We start from the raw sequence: 17476 nt of genomic DNA, 5'->3' as shown, positions 1-17476 counted from the left end.
CAAAGGGAACCAGGTCATTGTCGTGGAACGTGATGCCATACGCGCCCAGCTCAGCGAGCCGGTGCACCGCCTCTACCGGATCCAGCGCCGCACGGGTAGCCACACCAAACGGGTCAGCGCCGGTCCAGCCCACAGTCCACAGACCAAAAGTGAACTTATCAGCAGGGGTAGGGGAAAGAGTCATGATGCGTCCTTGCACTTGGGAGGAGTCAGGCCGGAGCGGCCAATTAGTTTATGCAATAAACTATATTGCGGCCAGCTCGCTGGCGTCAAGAGTGCCAGCGACCCGGCCGCCAGGGGGATCAGCCGCGGCGGGCCGGCCGGTCGAAACGCCAGCCCTCGGACTTCAACTCCGGGATGATCTGGTCTACGGTTTCCACCGTCTGGCTCCTGTCGCCGCCGCCGTCGTGCAGGAGCACCACTCCCCCTGGCCGTATGCCCTCCCTGATCCGGCGGACCAGCTCGGCGGTTCCCGGCGGATCCCAGTCGCCCACAACAGTGGCCCAGCCGAGCGGCTGCATGCCCATGTCCGCAGCCACCTGCGGAGTCCCGCCCCAGCTCCCATAGGGCGCGCGGAAGTAGTTAATCTTTGCTCCGGGAACGGCCTCGCGGATAACCGCGCTGGTCGCTTCGAGGTCTGCCCTGATGGCGTCGGCACTCCATGTGCCCATGTTGTCGTGGTGCATCGTGTGGTTGCAGAGCAGATGGCCTGCCTCGGCGATCTGGCGGACGATCTCCGGGTGCTGCTTTGCGTGGTCCCCCCACAGGCAGAAGGTCGCCTTGACGTGGTGCTTCTCAAGCACCGCCAGCAATTTGGGGGTGTTGACAGGGTCGGGGCCGTCATCGAACGTGAGGCTTATGTACTTGCCTTCATGCCGCGTGGAATCGACGATTGCGGGAGTTGCCTGGTCCGCCTTGGCAGGAACAGCGCCGGCAAGGCCGGCGGGAATGGCGGCGACGATTGCCAGCGCGGTTGCAGCGAGGGGCAACGCCGCTTGGCGCAGAATTTTTGAGCGGTGCAAGGGGAAACTCATGGCTACCTCATTGGAGTCGCAGAAAGTTCCGGTAAGTTCCGGAACGCGCTCAGCGTAAGCTCACCCCAAGAACGGCGTCAAGGGTGCAGGCAGCAGACGGGAACCGCTGTCAGGCCTGGCGGGGCGCTCCCGTGCTCTCCCTGAGCACCAGTCTGGTGGAGAGCTCTACACGGGGGCTTTCGACGCCTTCGCCCTGCAGCATCCGGAGCACTGTGCGGGCGGCAAGTTTGCCCATCTCCGCCAGGGGCTGCCGTACGGTGGTCAGCGGAGGAGAGGCCCAGCGGGCTTCGGGAAGGTCGTCGAAGCCGACGACGCTGATGTCCTCCGGGACCCGCAGCCCCTTTTTGCGCACTGCTTCATACACTCCAAGGGCCATTTGGTCACTGGCGGCAAAGACTGCCGACGGCGGATCGGCCAGCTCGAGCAACCTGACACCGGCACGGAACCCGGACTGGTAGTCAAAGTCGCCCTCAACCACCAGGGCAGGATCGAAGGGTATGGCGGCAGCATCGAGCCCCGCGCGGTACCCGTCGAGCCGCGCCCTGCTGCACCACAGGCCGGGTGTGCCGGCAACAAATCCGATGCGCCGGTGGCCGATTCCGGTGAGATGCTCGGTTGCTCCCACCGCCCCGGTCCAGTTCGTGGCGCCAATGGTGGGGACGTCAAGGTCCGGCACGCCTGCGGGGTCAACCACCACGGCGGGAACGCGAAGCCGCTGCAGTTCGGCCCGCAGGAAGGTATCAAGGTCCGTAGTGACGAGGATGGCGCCGTCACTCGCCCGGGCGCTGACATTGTCCAGCCACTGCCGCGTGGAGGTTGGACTTGTCTTGCGGTGGATAGCGGAAACCACGGTGGAGGCGCCGGCTTCATTTGCGGCTTCCTCCACCCCGCGGATGATTTCCACGGCCCAGGGACTGTCCAGATCATTAAAAACCAGGTCAATGAGGCCGGACCGCACCTCCGGGCGGTTCCCCCGCCGCTGGTAGCCGTGGTCCCTGAGCAGGGTTTCCACCCGCTCACGCGTCCGCGCGGAAACATCGCCGCGCCCGTTAAGTACACGGGAGACGGTGGGCACTGAAACGCCCGCTTCGGCTGCGATGGCCGAAATTGTTACAGCCGGGCGCTGGGTCTCGGGCACGCATTCCTCCTGGTTTCGCTGCAAGTATAGGCCTTTGCGCCACCACGCCGGCTAAGACTTTTCTGCAAACCCTTGACGTGCTCTTCGAAACACTCCTAATCTACAACCACTGCTTTCCGGAAGTTTCCGGAAAGCGTCCGGTCGGAATTCGAGTGCCGATCGAACGTACTCAAAGGAGAGCTCTCAATGAAGGTTGCAAAACTGGTCGCTGCCGCTGTCATGGCGTCAGCGTTTGTCCTCCCAACGGCACTGCCTGCAGTTGCCGGCGGGAATGACAAGCCGCAGCCCCCCGGCCATGCCAAGCAGGACACCCTGCGCTGGGCCGCACCCAAGGATGTCCGGATCGGCACTGCAGTTGCCGGCGGAGGCCACCACGAAACGATGCCGTATGCCAACCCGTTCACCTCGGACCAGCAGTACCGAGAGGTCCTGGCTTCGGAGTTTAGCTCCCTCTCGCCGGAGAACCAGGCCAAGTGGGAGTTTATCCACCCCCAGCGCGATCAGTACCGCTTTGCCGAGATGGACGCCATCGTGGAGTTCGCCCAGCAGAACGGCCAAGTGGTCCGCGGCCACACGCTGTTCTGGCACAGCCAGAACCCGGCCTGGCTGGAGCAGGGCAATTTCAGCAAGGACGAGCTCCGCTCCATCCTGAAGGACCACATCACCACGGTTGTTGGACGGTACGCCGGCAAGATCCAGCAGTGGGATGTCGCCAATGAAATTTTCCATGAGAACGGCACCCTCCGCACGACCGACAACATCTGGATCCGCGAACTTGGTCCCGAGATCATCGCCGACGCCTTCCGCTGGGCCCATGAAGCCGACCCGAAGGCCAAGCTCTTCTTCAACGACTACGGTGTGGAAAGCATCAACGCCAAGAGCACGGCCTACGTCCAGCTGATCCCGAAGCTCCAGGCCCAGGGCGTCAAGGTCGATGGCTTCGCGGTCCAGGGCCACCTCAGCACACAGTACGGCTTCCCCGGCGACATGCAGGCTAACCTTCAGCGCTTCGATGACCTGGGCCTCGAGACCGCCGTCACCGAGATCGACGTCCGTATGAACATCGCCGCCGGGACCAAGCCGACGGCCGAGCAGCTGGCAAAGCAGTCCAGCTACTACCAGCGCGCGCTCGAAGCCTGCCTGAGTGTTGAAGACTGCAAGTCCTTCACCATCTGGGGCTTCAACGACAAGTACTCGTGGGTCCCGGTCTTCTTTAGCGGCCAGGGTGAAGCTACGGTGATGTGGGAGGACTACACCCGTAAGCCTTCCTACTACGCTCTGCAGTCCACACTGCTCAAGGCCAGCCCGGGCGGAGAACAGCGCCTGGACCGCCACCCCGCCTACCAGCAGTAGCGCGGCGGCAGAACTCCTGACAAAACGGCCCGGAACCATGTAGTTCCGGGCCGTTTTGTGTTGCCGCTAACCCGCCACTGCGTGGATCCGGAACGCGAGGGAATGTGACTGGCCTGGCTCAAGAACAACAAGGTCCTGCCCCGAATTCAATGCGTCGGGCGGGCAGGTCATAGGCTCAACGGCCAGCCCCTTCCGGCCCCGCAGCTCTCCGGAGTAGAGCTGCAGCCAGGGCGTGTCGGCTCCGATGGCTTCCACCACTGACGACAGCTGCAGGGCGGGGTTGCGCAGGGTTACGTCCCACGTCCCCTCAGGGAGGGCGGTGAAAGCGTGATCGAGCGACTGGGAGGCCAGCATCCGGAGCTCGGAGAAATCGAACTCGGTCCCCGGGGTTTCCAGAAGCCCGGTCGGCTGCAGTCTTTCGTTCGTCAGGAGCACCTTGCCGGCCCGGAACCTCAGTTCACACTTTGAAACGTCCTCGCCTCCCACGGTGATGTAGGGGTGGGAGCCGCAGCCGTACGGTGCCGGTGCTGTCCCGCAGTTGGCGGCGCGGAGCTCCACATGGAGCCCGGTGTCTGCGTCCAGGGCATAGCGGGCGGTGAGTGCGAGCTGGAATGGGTAGCCGGGTTCGCCGTGCAGCAGGTGCGTGAGGACCACTTCATTATGTGAGCGCTGCTCCAGCTGCCATGCGTTCCACAGCGCCAGCCCGTGCAACGCGCTGCCGGTAGCCGCCTCGTTCACCGGCAGCTCATAGCGCTGCCCGTCGAAGCTGTAGGCGCCGCCGGCCACGCGGTTGGGCCACGGCATGAGCACCTTTCCGGCATAGGCCGGCGATAGGGTGTCGGCAGGGAAGGGCAGCACGATGTCGTTGCCCTGGAAGGAAAGGCTGATGAGCCCGGCTCCCACGGTTGCGACAGTCGCCCTGTAGTCACCCGCCTCCAGGATTATTAACTCTCCGTTGGGAGTGGCGCTGGGTGACATTGCGTTCCTTTCAGGAAGGTGCTGCCGAGGTTCAGTCGGGGCAGGTTGCGGTGCTTTGGCGGACAACAAGGGATGTTGCAAGGTCCAGGCGCAGGTTGTTGGGCCGCTCGCCTTCGCGGAGGCGCAGGACCATCCGGGCCGCCTCTTCAGCCATTTCTATCAGGGGCTGGTGCACGGTGGTCAGCGCAGGGCTGGACCAGCGCGCCACCTGAAGGTCGTCGTAGCCCACGATGGACAGCTGGGCCGGGACGGAAATTCCCAACTGGCGGGCTGCGTCCAGCACGCCGAGGGCCTGCAGGTCACTGCCGGCGAATATGGCGGTGGGCCGCTGTTCCATCTGCAACAGCTCTCGGGCATGGTGCCGGCCGCCGTCGACATGGAAGTCACCGTAGCGGATGAGGGTACGGTCAATGGGAATGCCTGCGGTGTTCAGGGCCGAGTTGTAGCCGTCGATCCGGGCCAGGGAGCACATCATGTCCTCGGGGCCGGAAATGGCGGCAATGCGGGTATGGCCAAGTTCAATGAGGTGCCGTGTGGCCATCATGCCCCCGGCCCAGTTTGCCGAACCAACGGAAGGAACGTCCGGGGCAGGGTCACCAGCGGGGTCGATGATCACAAACGGAATGGAGCGGGCATCCAGCTGCTGCCGGTACTCCTGCGGCAGATCCGAAAAGACGAGGACAACCCCGGCCGGCCGGCGGGCCATCACGCCTTCAATCCAGTCCGCGCCAGGCGCATGCCTGGTGCCGCTCTCAGTGAGGATAACGCTCATCCCGTTCGCCTTTGCGACGTTTTCGACGCCGCGGATGATTTCCAGCGCCCAGGCGCTTTCCAGCTCATGGAAGACCAACTCCAGCAGGGCGGACTTTGACGCAGTCGTTTTACGACGCTTATAGCCGTGCTCCTCGAGGAGCTCCTCAACTTTCGAACGTGTTTTACGAGAAACGTCCGTTCGGCCGTTGAGAACCTTCGAAATTGTGGACAGCGAAACACCCGCCTCCTCGGCCAGTTGGGCGAGGGTAACGCGCGCGTCGGAAGATACAGGGCTGGACATGAGGACCAGCATAGCGGGAGTGTGGCCCTTTTGGCCTCATGAAACTTTCGCGCCTTGCGCCATGGATGTAACGCAACTTACACTTGCAGGCATCACATAACTTTCGATGAAAGCATCGAAACTTTCGAGAGGCGTTCGAAGATGAACAAGCATGGATGGGTCGCACGCAGCCTTGCAGGCAGTGCGGCTCTTGCCCTGGGCCTGACAATGGCCGGCTGCTCCGGAGGGTCCGGCGCGTCGAGCCGGCCCGAGAACGAGATCCACGTCGCCATGTACGGCGATGCAGGCAACGTAGTGGAACAGAAAATGATCGACGCCTTTAACGCTACCTCTGAGGTGAAGGTTGTCCTCGACAAAATCCCCGGCGCCGAGTACCAGTCGAAGCTGCAGACCATTATGGACACGCCAACCGCACCCGATATCTTCTTCAACTGGGGTGGCGGCAGCATCAAGAGTTTCGTTGATGCCGACCTGGTGCTCCCCCTTGACGATTTCATCAAGGAGGACGCACAGCTGAAGGACGCTTTCCTGCCGTCCGTGTTCCAAACCGCTGTCATTGAAGGCAAGTCCTACGGCGTGCCGATGCGCGGCACGCAGCCGGTCATGCTCTTCAACAACTCGAAAGTCCTCGCGGACGCCGGGATCAGCAACCCCCCGGCCACCTGGGAAGAGCTGCTGGAGGATGTAAAGATCCTCAAGGACAAGGGCATCACCCCCATCGCCCTGGGTGCCGGCGACCGGTGGCCCACCCTGATGTGGTTCGAGTACCTCTACGACCGTGTGGCGGGTGAAGGCCTTTTCCAGAAGGCACTGGAAGGGGACACCAGCGTCTGGGAATCGGAAGAAAGCCGCAAAGCCCTCGGCATGCTCCGGGAGCTCGTTGATGCCGGAGCGTTCGGCACCAACTTCGACTCAGTGAAGTTCACCGACGGCGGGTCCCCCGCACTGCTGGCGAGCGGCAAGGCCGGCTTCGAACTGATGGGGTCATGGGAGTACTCCACCCAGCAGAGCAACGACGCCAAGTTCGCCGCGGAGGTCCTCGGTTACAGCGAGTTCCCGAAGATCGAAGGTGGAAAGGGCGACGAGAACAACCTGGTGGGCAACACCAACAACTTCTACTCGATCCACAAGAACACGCGCTACCCGGAAGCTGCCCGCGATTTCCTGAAGCTCATGTACTCCGATCAGTTCGTGCAGGAGCAGGTTGCCATCGGTAACCTCCCCACCACCACCAACACGGAGAAATTCCTCGACAAGGCAGCGGATCCCGAATACGCCAAGTACCAGTTCAGCCTGGTCAAGGAAGCCCCGTCGTTCCAGCTTTCGTGGGACCAGGCATACCCGCCGGAAGCAACAGTCACCATCCTCACCGCCGTCTCACAGTTCTTCAGTGGACAGATTGACGAAGACGGCTTTATCAAGGCAATGCAGAGCCTCTAGGAAATCATGACCACGACGCTTGCAAACCGCAGGCGCCCGACAGGCGCGGGCGGCCCCGAAGAGGGCCGCCCGGCGCGACGGGGCGGCTCTTCCTCGAGCCGCCCCGGCTTTGTCTGGGCCCTTCCTGCCACTATCTTCTTCGCACTTTTCGCGCTGGTACCGCTTATCGCGGTGGCGGTGCTGTCCTTCACCACCTGGAAGGGCCTCGGCGATCCCAAATTCGTAGGGCTCAAGAACTGGGAAGCCCTCTTCCAGGACCCCGTCATGCTCCAGAGCCTCTGGCTGAGCCTGGTGTTCATTGTGCTTGGCATTGTGACCCAAACTCCGCTGAGCATTTTGCTGGGCGTCTGGGCGGCCGGCAACCAGAGAAACCGCGCCATCCTGAGCGCCATCTACTTCGTTCCGCTGCTGTTGTCCTCGGCTGCAATCTCAGTCCTGTGGCGTGCCCTGCTTGACCCTAACTTCGGCATTCCGGGGCAGATGTCCTGGCTGTTTGGAGACGGAAACGTCCTGGGTACCCAGACGGGTGCCATCGCAGTGCTGATCTTCGTGGGCATGTGGCAGTTCACGCCGTTCCACACACTTATCTACCAAGGCGCAGCCAAGCAGATCCCGCCGGTGCTGTACCAGGCCGCGTCCATCGACGGCGCCGGCACAGTCAGGCAGTTCTTCAGCATCACCCTGCCCCAACTGAAAAACAGCATCATCACGTCCGTGATCCTGATGGTGGTGGGTGGCCTGACCACCTTCGAAACAGTCCTTATCCTGACCAATGGCGGACCGGGCACCAGTACCACCATCACCGCTTTCCACATGTACCAGGAAGCGTTCCGCCGGTTCGATTTCGGTGCCGGCAGCGCCATCGCACTCGTACTGGTCATCATCTCCACGGCAATTTCCTTCGCCGTGGTCCGTGTCTCCGGATACGACAAGATGCGCAGTTCCCTGGAGGGGCTCTAAATGAAAACGCGTCCAAATTACCTAGCCGGCATCGGTGCCTTCATCTGGCTGGCCATCGTTGCTGTGCCGCTGTACGTGATGCTCTCCGCGACTTTCCAGACCCGTGCCGAGTTTGGCGACAACGGGCCGCTGTCCTTTCCTACCAGCTTCACACTGCAGAACTACGTTGATGCCATCTCCAGTGGCTTCGGCCGGTACTTCTTCAATACCGTCATCGTTACGGTCGGCGTCGTTGGCCTGGTCCTGCTTCTGGTGCCCCCGCTGAGCTATGCCATCGTCCGGAGCCAGAGCCGTGCCGCCTCGGTCATTTTCCGCATGTTCCTGCTGGGCCTGGCGATCCCCGCCCAGGCTGTGATCGTTCCGGTGTTCTACCTGATCAACACCGTGGGCCTTTATGACAACCTGCTCGGTGTCATTCTTCCGACGGCGGCCTTCGCCCTTCCGATCTGCACCATCATCCTCAGCGGAACCATGCGGGACATCACTCCCGAGCTTTACGAGGCCATGGCCATGGACGGGGCCACCCCCGCCCGTTCCTTCCTTCGCCTGGTACTGCCGCTGTCCAAGGGTGGATTGTCCACCATCGCGGTGTTCTCGGCACTCCAGGCATGGAACGGATTCCTTTTCCCGCTGATCCTGACGCAGTCCGAATCCACCCGGGTGGTCACCCTCGGCCTGTTCAACTTCCAGACGCAGTTCGGCATCAACATCCCAGGACTCCTGGCGGCTGTAACCCTTTCCATGGTGCCGGTACTGCTCGCCTACCTCTTCGCGCGCCGCGCGCTTGTCCAGGGCCTCATGGGCGCTGGCGGAAAGTAATCATGACAGAAACCAAAACGCACAGCGCGCCGTGGCGCGACACCGCCGCCAGCCCGCAGGAGCGCGCGGACAGCCTCATCGCCGCCATGACGCTCAAGGAAAAGACGGCCCAGCTCTACGGAGTCTGGGTGGGCGCTTCCAGCGAAGGCGGTGAAGTGGCGCCGCACCAGAATGAAATGAACCCGCCCGTTGACCTGGACGAGATCCTGCCCAGCGGCCTGGGCCAACTGACGCGGCCCTTTGGCACTGCACCGGTGGATCCGGCACTGGGTGCGCTGTCCCTTCAGCGGACCCAGCAGCGCATTGCTGCCGCCAACCGCTTCGGGATCCCGGCGCTGGTCCATGAAGAGTGCTTGGCCGGCTTTGCCACCTGGCAGGCAACCGCGTACCCGGTGCCCCTGGCCTGGGGCGCCACCTTCAACGCCGGGCTCATCCGCACCATGGGCGCCGCGATCGGCGCAGACATGCGTTCACTTGGCGTGCACCAGGGCCTCGCCCCCGTCCTGGACGTGGTCCGCGACGCGCGCTGGGGCAGGGTGGAAGAAACCATCGGTGAAGACCCCTACCTGATCGGAACGTTGGCCACCGCCTACATCCAGGGTGTGGAAAGCAGTGGGGTAGTGGCCACCCTCAAGCACTTCGTGGGCTACTCGGCATCAAAGGCAGGCCGGAACCTCGCCCCCGTCTCCGTAGGGGCCCGTGAGATGGCAGACGTCCTGCTGCCACCCTTCGAAATGGCCGTCCGTGAATCCGGCGTCCGCTCCGTGATGCACGCCTACACGGACCTTGACGGGGTCCCCACCGCTGCTGACTCCTCGCTGCTCACCGATCTCCTGAGGGACACCTGGGGATTCGATGGCACTGTGGTGGCGGACTACTTCGGTGTCGCCTTCCTGAAGAACCTGCACGGGATAGCCGGGACGTTTGGGGAAGCGGCAGCAGCCGCCCTGGCCGCGGGCGTCGACGTCGAACTTCCCACCGTGCACGCCTTCGGTGAGCACCTCATCGCCGAGGTTGACGCCGGCCGTGTCCCCGTCAGCCTCATTGACCGGGCCCTGCACCGGGTGCTGGTGCAGAAGATTGAGCTGGGCCTGCTCGATGAGGACTGGTCCCCCGTTCCCCCTGCGCTGCAGGAGGCGGATCTGCAGAATCCTGCCGGGCTCGAAGGAAGCATCACCCTGGACACCGAGGCCAACCGGAAGCTTGCAGCCCGGATAGCCGAACAGTCGATCGTCCTGGCCAGCAACAACGGGATCCTGCCGCTGGGCAACCCGGGCCGCATCGCCGTTATCGGACCCAATGCGGACAACACCCAGGCGTTCCTTGGCTGCTACTCGTTCCCGGCACACGTCGGCGGCCAGCATCCGGACGTCCCGGTCGGCATCGAACTGCCCACCGTGGCGCAGGCCCTCGGGGCCGAATTCCCGGACAGCGCCATCACGGTAACAGAGGGCTGCTCCGTGGACGGAACGTCCACAGAGGGATTTGACGACGCCGTTGCTGCCGCCACCGGCGCCGACGTTGTCATCGCCGTTCTGGGCGACCGCGCCGGTCTGTTCGGCCGGGGAACCAGCGGTGAGGGCTGCGACGTGGAGTCCCTCGTGCTCCCTGGCGTCCAGCAGCAACTACTGGACCGCCTGATCGAAACGGGTGTGCCCGTAGTGCTGGTGCTCCTCACCGGCCGGCCGTACGCCGTTGGCTCCGCCGTCGAGGATGCTGCGGCGATCGTGCAGGCGTTCTTCCCCGGTGAAGAAGGCGGTCCGGCTGTTGCCAGGATCCTCAGCGGCAGCGTCAACCCCAGCGGGCGGCTGCCGGTGAGCATTCCCGCCCGGCCGGGCGCCCAGCCGTCAACGTACCTGGCAGCCCCGCTTGCGCAGGCCAGCGGTGTCTCCAACATCGATCCTTCCGCGGCCTTCCCCTTCGGGCACGGCCTGAGCTACACCACCTTTGAATGGACCGGGCTGGAGCTCGAGGGCCCCTCAACCGTGGCAGTGGACGGCGTCGCCGAAGCAAGCATTTCTGTCACCAACACAGGTGACAGGGCCGGCGTCGAACTCGTCCAGCTGTACCTGCACGACCCCGTGGCCTCCGTGGTCCGCCCTGTGCAGAAACTGGTGGGTTACGCCCGGGTGCCGCTGGAGCCGGGCGCTTCGGCCCGGGTTTCCTTCACGGTCCCCGCCGACGTCGCGTCATTCACAGGACGCGATGGCCGCCGGATCGTAGAGGCCGGCGACCTTGAACTTCGCTTCGGAGCATCAAGCGGAGACATCCGTCTGCACGCCAGTATCGCGCTGAGCGGTGAAACGCGCGTTGTTGACCACACCCGCAGCCTGCACTGCGGCGTGACGGTGACACCGAACAAGTAATTGGACAGGCAGGCGGCCGTGCCCCTTGGCACGGCCGCCTGCCTTTACGCTGAAAGGAATCCCATGGGAACGCCGCATCGCCTAAGCATCCTTGCCACCACGACATCCGAGGCTGATGAGAAGCTCGATGCCTCCATCCACCAGCTCCGTGCCCTGGCCCAGGAAAACCCTGTCCAGGGCATCCTGGTGACGAAACACGGCGCCGGCCGCTTCACCGTGGAACTGAACGATCAGGTCCCTTACGGGGAGACGTGGGAATCCGTATAGTTTCCGGTCGAGGCCGGCGCCCCCCGCTCCAGCTGGGACAGGTAGTTGAACAAAACTGTGATCCCGAAGGTCCACGGCTCCATGTCCTCGGTCCTGTCCGTCCGGTTGATGAGAGAGCCGAGCAGAGGGCTGCTGATGGTGACGACGTCCCCGGGCTGGTGCGTGAAGCCGAGCCCCTCGGCATGCCGGTCCTGAGTCGGAGCGAACAGCGTTCCTGTGAAGAGAGCGAAGCCGTCGGGATACTGGTGGTGCCGGCCGTACGCGGCGTCCACGAGCTCCTCGAAGGGCCGGCTGATCCGGGCCAGGCTGTTCCGGCCCTCCAGCCGGTAGCCGTCTGCCCCTTCCACGGTAAGGGTGATCTCCTCGATCCGCAGGGCGTCCAGGGTGAAGTCCTGGTGGAACAGCCGGATGAACGGGCCAATGGCACAGGATGCGTTGTTGTCCTTCGCCAGGCCGAGCAGGAGTGCGCTGCGGCCTTCGACATCCCGAAGGTTCACGTCGTTTCCCAGCGTGGCACCCCGGACCCGTCCTGCAGAGTCGGCGATCAGGACAAGTTCAGGCTCAGGGTTGTTCCACGAGGAGAAGCCGGGGATCCCGACTCCGGAACCAAAGCCTACGGAGGAGAGCACCGGAGCTTTGGTGAACACCTCAGGGTCCGGGCCAAGCCCAACCTCAAGGTACTGCGACCACATACCCTGGGCTGACAGGACACTCTTGACTTGCCGGGCCTGTTCCGATCCCGGGCGCAACGCGTTCAGGCTGCCACCCATAGCGCCGGCAACCGTTGCGCGGACCTCCGCCGCCCGGTGCACATCACCGGCGCACCGCTCCTCGATCACCCGCTCAATCATGCTCTCCACAAAAGTGACACCGCAGGCCTTAATCACCTGAAGGTCTATCGGGGACAGCAGGTGGGGCCGGTTACGGTCCCCCGCGCGTGACGCTTCCACCAGTTCGGCAAGGTCCCAGCCGGGATTGCCAGTTCGGTGCAGCACCAATTCCAAGGGGTCTTTGTGGTCCATAAGCCCAGCAACAGTCCGGACCTCTGGGGTCAGATCGGACACCATCCCATTCCGGACAGAGACCACCCTTGGGCCTTGGGAGACCGGATCCCAGACCCGGCCGACGAGGATCGCGCCTGCCGAGTCGGCCGGAAGGATTTGCGGTAACGGGGTTTTTGTCATTCCTGGTCCTCATCTTCAGTGGCTGCTTTCCAGCCTGCACAGAGCTGCCGTCGAAACCTCCACGGATTGTGGCCAAGGAGCGCCGGGGGGGGCGCCAAGGCGGCCCCGGACCTCCCTTCGCTCAGATTGCGGGCACCGTGTCCAGGTTGAAGTAGGAGCGGGCATCCGGCGGTCGAATGTCTGCCACTGCGTCGTGAAAAATGCGCATCGGATGCGGCGTGTAGGGGTGCTCGGCGATCGCGTCGTAGTCGAGTTCGATGCCCAGCCCGACGCCGTCGGGAATGAGGATGTCGCCGTCCTCGGTCAACTGGAGGCGCTCGTTGGAGATCTCGCTCCGCCACGGCACGTCCGAGGCCATGATTTCCAGGTACCGGAAGTTGGGCAGCATCGCTCCGAGCTGGAGCGTTGCCGCGGTACTGAGGGGTCCGCTCGGGTTGTGTGGGGCGAATGGGATGTAGTGTGCCGCGGCGAGCGTGGAGATGAACGACAGTTCCAGCAGGCCGCCGGCGTGCGTGACGTCCGGCTGGATGTAGTCAACGGCGTTCCGTGCCAGGACCGGGACGAAGGTGTTACGCCCGAACCAGCGCTCCCCCGCTGCGATCGGTACCGGCGATTTGGAGCGCACCTCGATGAGGGCATCGATTCCGTCCGGCGGGCAGGGTTCTTCGAAGAACACGGGCTGGAACTGCTCGATTTCACGGGCCACCCGGATGGCTGTGGGGACATCGAAGCGGCCGTGTCCTTCGATGAACAGCTCGATATCGTCGCCTACTGCTTCGCGGACGGCAGCGACGGGCTCGAGCATGCGCCGCAGGTCCCTCGGCTCAAGTGTGAGGTCGGCTGCTTCAAACGGGTCCCATTTGAGCCCGCGGAAGCCCTGGGCGACTGTCCGGACGGCGGCGTCCGCGAAGTCCTCGGGTGTATTGGCGCCCGAGAACCAGCCATTTGCGTAGGCGCGGACTCTGTCGCGGACCTGGCCGCCGAGCATGCGGTGGACCGGGACGCCGAGAGCCCGCGCCGAAACGTCCCACATGGCCATTTCCAGGGCACTGAGCGCGGTCGTGGTCACGGGCCCGCCCCGCCAGTAGGCGTCGCGGTTAAGTTCGTAGATGTTCCGGGCGATCCGTGTGGGATCCTTGCCGCGAACAGCGCCGGCAAGGATTTCGACGGCGCCGCGGACCGCGTGCTCCTGGCCTTCGAGGGTTGCCTCAGCGACGCCGGTGATGCCGGCATCCGTGCTGAGCCGGACGAAAATGAGGTTTGTCCGGTAGAAATCGACGACGACGGTGTCCAGGTTGGTGATTTTCATCGCTGCGGCTTCATTTCTCTTCAGCGACTGCGGGGGGAGCCGTGGAGTCGCGGACAATGAGGTGGGTAGCAAGTTCCACCCGATGGGAATCGGGGAATTCGCCATCGGCCTGGCGCAGGACTGACCGCAGCGCCGCGCGCCCCATTTCCTCCAGGGGCTGGGCCACGGAACTGAGCGAGGGGACGGATTCGGCGCCCTGCTTGGTTCCGTCAAAGCCGATCAGGCTGATGTCCTCCGGAATCCTGACGCCATGGCGGCCCGCTTCGCTGAGCACTCCCAATGCGATGGTGTCGCTCCCGGCAAAAATCGCCGTGGGAAGCGGGTCGAGCTTGAGCAGCTCCTGGAACCCGGCAATACCGCTCTCCCGCCGGAACCTGCCTCCTGAAACGATGAACCGGGGTTCCACCGCGACGCCGCGGGCCATCAGGGCCGCCATGTACCCATGGAGCCGCGCCTGGTTGCACTCCGCGTTCTCGATTCCGCCGATGTACGCGATCCGGCGGTGCCCCAGGTCCAGCAGGTGTTCGGTGGCGGCCTTACCGCCGGCCCAGTTCGTGGCCCCTACGCTGACCACATCCGCGGACGGCGGGTTGAGTGGATCGATGACGACGACGGGGATTTTTCGGCGCCGGAAGGCCTGCAGCTGTGCTTCGCTGAACGCGGAAGTCACCACGATCATCCCCGCCCGCCCCTCGTCCAGCATGCGCTGTGCGCGCCGCTCGGGGCTGGGAAGGCTGGAGGGTCCAGGGCCAGTGACGCTGACCAGGATCTCCACGTCGGCAGCGGCAGCGAACTGAAGTATTCCGTTGAGGACCTCGATCATGTAGGCGGAATCGAGTACATCGATCACCACTTCGACAACAGTCCCGGCCTCCGCAGCGGAGCGCCGCAGCTGGGGCGACTGGTATCCGGACTGCTCCAGCACTGCGAGGATCCGGGCCCGGGTTTCCGGGGCAACATCTTCACGGCCGTTCACCACTTTGGACACTGTGGGCGCCGAGACGCCGGCCTGCCGCGCCACGGAGGCGAGCGTGGGCTTGGTCCGCGGAGGCGTTTTCGTTGTCATGGCGATCGCAATCTTTCGAATGTTTCGGAAATCTCATTCTGTCGGCACCCCCATCCAACGTCAAGGAAAGGTTTTGAAGCGCGAAGGTTGACAAAAAATCGTGCAAGGTACCTCTTGACCGCACAGGATTAAGCCGCTTTAGTTTAGAAAGTGATCTAAACCACAAGTTCGAAACATTTCGAAACGTGGAGCGGAGCAGTGGCTCCGATACTTGCAAAGAAGCAAATTTCCAGATGGAGAAGCAATGAAGCAGCCCCAGACCTCCCGCCGTTCTTTCCTCGCCCTTGCTGCCCTGACCCCCTTCGCGGCCATGACGGCCACTGCCTGCGGGACGTCGGGACCAGGTACCTCCAGCGGAGGCGGGGGCGCCAGCATGTGGTACCTGTCGGGTGAACCGAACCAGACCACCATGCAGAAAGCTGTCGACGCCTTCGGTTCGGCGAACCCGGACAACAAGATCGCAGTCACGTATTTCCAGAACGACGCCTACAAAACAAAGATCAAAACCGCCATCGGCGCCGGCCAGGCACCCACCATCATCTACGGCTGGGGCGGCGGCACCTTGAAGACGTATGCAGAGGCAAACCAGGTGGAGGATCTGACCAGCTGGTTTGAAGAGAATCCGGAACTGAAGGACAAGTTCTTCCCGTCGGTATTCGGTGCAGCCACGGTCAATGACAAGATCTATGCCCTGCCCAACCAGTACGTCGCCCCGATTGTCCTGTTTTACAACAAGGAACTGTTCGAGAAGGCAGGCGCCCAGCCGCCGAAGACCTGGGACGACGTTATGTCGCTGGTGAAGACGTTCAACGACATGGGCGTGGCACCCTTCGCCCTCGGTGGACAGTCCCGCTGGACCTCCATGATGTGGCTGGAATACCTGCTCGACCGGATCGGCGGATCCGAGGTGTTCACGGCCATCTTCGAAGGCAAACCCAATGCGTGGATGGACCCGGCAGTCATCGAGACCGGCACAAAGATCCAGGAGCTCGTCTCCGCAGAGGGCTTCATCAAGGGTTTCTCCTCCATTGCCGCGGACTCCAACGCGGACCAGGCGCTCCTGTTCACGGGCAAGGCAGCCATGATGCTGCATGGTTCCTGGACTTACGGCGCCATGAAGAAGGGCGGCCAGAACTTCGTCCAGGACGGCAAACTCGGCTTCATCCAGTTCCCCACCGTTGCCGGCGGCAAGGGCGACCCCAAGAACGGCGTGGGAAACCCCGCCCAGTACATGTCGATCTCCTCAAAAGCCACGGACCAGGAAAAGGAGACCGCTAAGAAGTTCTTCAAGGACGGCATCCTGACCGAAACGGTGATTGACACCTATATCAATTCCGGGTCGGTTCCCATCGTCAACGGCATCGAGGACAAGCTCGACGCCTCTCCTGACAAGGACTTCCTGAACTTCGTCTACGACCTGGCCAAGAACGCCCCGAACTTCCAGCAGTCCTGGGACCAGGCGCTGAGCCCCACCGCCGCCGAAGCACTGTTGAACAACATCGACCAGCTGTTCCTGAAGTCGATCACGCCGCAGCAGTTCGCCGAGAACATGAATGCCACCCTCGGAAAATGAGTAACCCCGTCTCCACCGCTCCCAAGACTGCCGCCCGCGGCAAGGTCGAAGGCGGGCAAAGCGGGCAGCGGAATGCCGCACTCGCGTGGCTGACTCTGCCGGCTCTGGTCTTCTTCCTCGTCTTCGCTGTTGTGCCCCTGGCGGGTGTCCTCATCCTCAGCTTCTCCAGCTGGGACGGCATCGGCGCCATCGGGGCAGCGGGCACTGACAACTGGTTCTCCGTGCTCGCCGACCCGGGCCTGTACAACGCTCTGGGACTGACCTTCCTGATCATGATCGCCTCCTGGCTCGTCCAGACTCCGATCAGCCTCCTCCTCGGAGTCTTCACGGCGGGAAGCCAGCGCTACCGGGCCGCCCTCGCGGTGCTGTACTTCCTGCCTCTGCTGCTCTCCTCGGCAGCAGTCGCCATCGCCTTCAAGGCCCTGCTGGACCCCAACTTCGGGCTGGCCACCGGGCTGGGACTGCCTTTCCTTGCCCAGGACTGGCTCGGTGTACCGCATCTGGCCCTCGGTTTGGTCATCTTCGTCATTGCCTGGCAGTTCGTGCCGTTCCATACGCTCATTTACCAGGGCGGCGTTCGCCAGATCCCCAAATCGCTCTATGAAGCGGCAGAGATCGACGGAGCAGGAACCATCAAGCAGTTCTTCCACATCACGCTCCCCCAGCTGAAGTACACCATCATCACGTCCTCCACCCTGATGGTGGTTGGATCGCTGACGTACTTCGACCTGATCTTCGTCCTGACCGGCGGCGGTCCGGGAAACTCCACCCGGATCCTGGCCCTTGACATGTATCTGCGGGGGTTCCGGGCCAACCTGATGGGTCCGGCAAGCGTGATCGCCGTCATTCTCGTACTCATCGGCCTTGCTCTTGCCTTGCTCCTCCAGCGCCTTGGAGGCAAGGACAAGCAGGGCAGCCAATTGGAAGGTATGTAG

General features: G+C 63.4%; 15 protein-coding genes and 1 pseudogene. 8 read left to right on the top strand and 8 right to left on the bottom strand.

Annotation, left to right across the window (positions count from 1 at the left end; all coding sequences use genetic code 11):
• The 3 genes and pseudogenes from AC5RVN_RS13860 to AC5RVN_RS13850 form a co-directional block, all read right to left on the bottom strand.
• Positions 1 to 184, bottom strand: a pseudogene (locus tag AC5RVN_RS13860) (xylose isomerase); the annotation flags it as partial.
• A gap of 118 nt (positions 185 to 302) precedes the next feature.
• Positions 303 to 1034 carry a polysaccharide deacetylase family protein gene (locus AC5RVN_RS13855; RefSeq protein WP_494138320.1) on the bottom strand — a complete coding sequence of 244 codons (732 nt, stop codon included), beginning with the start codon at positions 1032 to 1034 and terminating at the stop codon, positions 303 to 305.
• Between the two features lie 109 nt (positions 1035 to 1143).
• Positions 1144 to 2172 carry a LacI family DNA-binding transcriptional regulator gene (locus AC5RVN_RS13850; RefSeq protein ID WP_494138319.1) on the bottom strand — a complete coding sequence of 343 codons (1029 nt, stop codon included), beginning with the start codon at positions 2170 to 2172 and terminating at the stop codon, positions 1144 to 1146.
• Between the two features lie 186 nt (positions 2173 to 2358).
• Here AC5RVN_RS13850 and AC5RVN_RS13845 point away from each other — a divergent pair, with 186 nt between their 5' ends.
• Entirely contained in the window at positions 2359 to 3525 is a 1167-nt protein-coding gene (locus AC5RVN_RS13845) for an endo-1,4-beta-xylanase (protein ID WP_494138318.1), read from the top strand.
• A 66-nt stretch (positions 3526 to 3591) separates the two neighbouring features.
• Here AC5RVN_RS13845 and AC5RVN_RS13840 read toward each other — a convergent pair whose 3' ends face one another.
• Both AC5RVN_RS13840 and AC5RVN_RS13835 read right to left on the bottom strand, forming a co-directional pair.
• The gene (locus AC5RVN_RS13840) at positions 3592 to 4503 is read right to left on the bottom strand and encodes an aldose-1-epimerase (RefSeq protein ID WP_494138317.1); all 912 of its coding nucleotides are present in this window, start codon (positions 4501 to 4503) and stop codon (positions 3592 to 3594) included.
• Positions 4504 to 4534: 31 nt separating this feature from the next.
• A complete protein-coding gene (locus AC5RVN_RS13835) occupies positions 4535 to 5557 on the bottom strand; it encodes a LacI family DNA-binding transcriptional regulator (protein ID WP_494040295.1) in 1023 nt (340 codons plus the stop codon).
• Between the two features lie 141 nt (positions 5558 to 5698).
• Here AC5RVN_RS13835 and AC5RVN_RS13830 point away from each other — a divergent pair, with 141 nt between their 5' ends.
• From AC5RVN_RS13830 to AC5RVN_RS13810, 5 genes are all read left to right on the top strand, one after another.
• Positions 5699 to 6997, top strand: coding sequence for an extracellular solute-binding protein (locus AC5RVN_RS13830; protein ID WP_494040294.1), 1299 nt, complete (start codon positions 5699 to 5701; stop codon positions 6995 to 6997).
• A gap of 6 nt (positions 6998 to 7003) precedes the next feature.
• On the top strand, positions 7004 to 7957 hold the full coding sequence (locus tag AC5RVN_RS13825; protein WP_494040293.1) for a carbohydrate ABC transporter permease: 954 nt from the start codon (positions 7004 to 7006) through the stop codon (positions 7955 to 7957).
• Positions 7958 to 8776, top strand: a complete 819-nt coding sequence (locus AC5RVN_RS13820; protein WP_494040292.1) for a carbohydrate ABC transporter permease — start codon at positions 7958 to 7960, stop codon at positions 8774 to 8776.
• Positions 8777 to 8778: 2 nt separating this feature from the next.
• Complete coding sequence (locus tag AC5RVN_RS13815) at positions 8779 to 11142, top strand: beta-xylosidase/alpha-l-arabinosidase (RefSeq protein WP_494138316.1); 2364 nt, start codon at positions 8779 to 8781, stop codon at positions 11140 to 11142.
• Positions 11143 to 11205: 63 nt separating this feature from the next.
• Positions 11206 to 11409 (top strand): hypothetical protein, encoded by a 204-nt coding sequence (locus tag AC5RVN_RS13810; protein WP_494138315.1) that lies wholly within the window; start codon positions 11206 to 11208, stop codon positions 11407 to 11409.
• On the opposite strand, the gene AC5RVN_RS13805 is transcribed toward AC5RVN_RS13810, so the two are convergent.
• The 3 genes from AC5RVN_RS13805 to AC5RVN_RS13795 form a co-directional block, all read right to left on the bottom strand.
• A complete protein-coding gene (locus AC5RVN_RS13805) occupies positions 11382 to 12593 on the bottom strand; it encodes a fumarylacetoacetate hydrolase family protein (protein WP_494138314.1) in 1212 nt (403 codons plus the stop codon). The genes AC5RVN_RS13810 and AC5RVN_RS13805 overlap by 28 nt on opposite strands.
• Positions 12594 to 12714: 121 nt before the next feature.
• Positions 12715 to 13902, bottom strand: coding sequence for a mandelate racemase/muconate lactonizing enzyme family protein (locus AC5RVN_RS13800; protein WP_494040288.1), 1188 nt, complete (start codon positions 13900 to 13902; stop codon positions 12715 to 12717).
• 10 nt (positions 13903 to 13912) lie between these two features.
• The gene (locus AC5RVN_RS13795) at positions 13913 to 14968 is read right to left on the bottom strand and encodes a LacI family DNA-binding transcriptional regulator (protein ID WP_494040287.1); all 1056 of its coding nucleotides are present in this window, start codon (positions 14966 to 14968) and stop codon (positions 13913 to 13915) included.
• A 244-nt stretch (positions 14969 to 15212) separates the two neighbouring features.
• Here AC5RVN_RS13795 and AC5RVN_RS13790 point away from each other — a divergent pair, with 244 nt between their 5' ends.
• Together AC5RVN_RS13790 and AC5RVN_RS13785 are read left to right on the top strand one after the other, a co-directional pair.
• Positions 15213 to 16541: an extracellular solute-binding protein gene (locus AC5RVN_RS13790; protein WP_494040286.1), complete on the top strand. Its 1329-nt coding sequence runs from the start codon at positions 15213 to 15215 to the stop codon at positions 16539 to 16541.
• The gene (locus AC5RVN_RS13785) at positions 16538 to 17476 is read left to right on the top strand and encodes a carbohydrate ABC transporter permease (protein WP_494138313.1); all 939 of its coding nucleotides are present in this window, start codon (positions 16538 to 16540) and stop codon (positions 17474 to 17476) included. The genes AC5RVN_RS13790 and AC5RVN_RS13785 overlap by 4 nt, the downstream gene beginning before the upstream one ends.

The organism is Arthrobacter sp. sptzw32 (genome assembly GCF_059089735.1).
The sequence above is the reverse complement of the archived record's forward strand: the minus strand, read 5'-3'. Positions and strand labels throughout refer to the sequence as shown.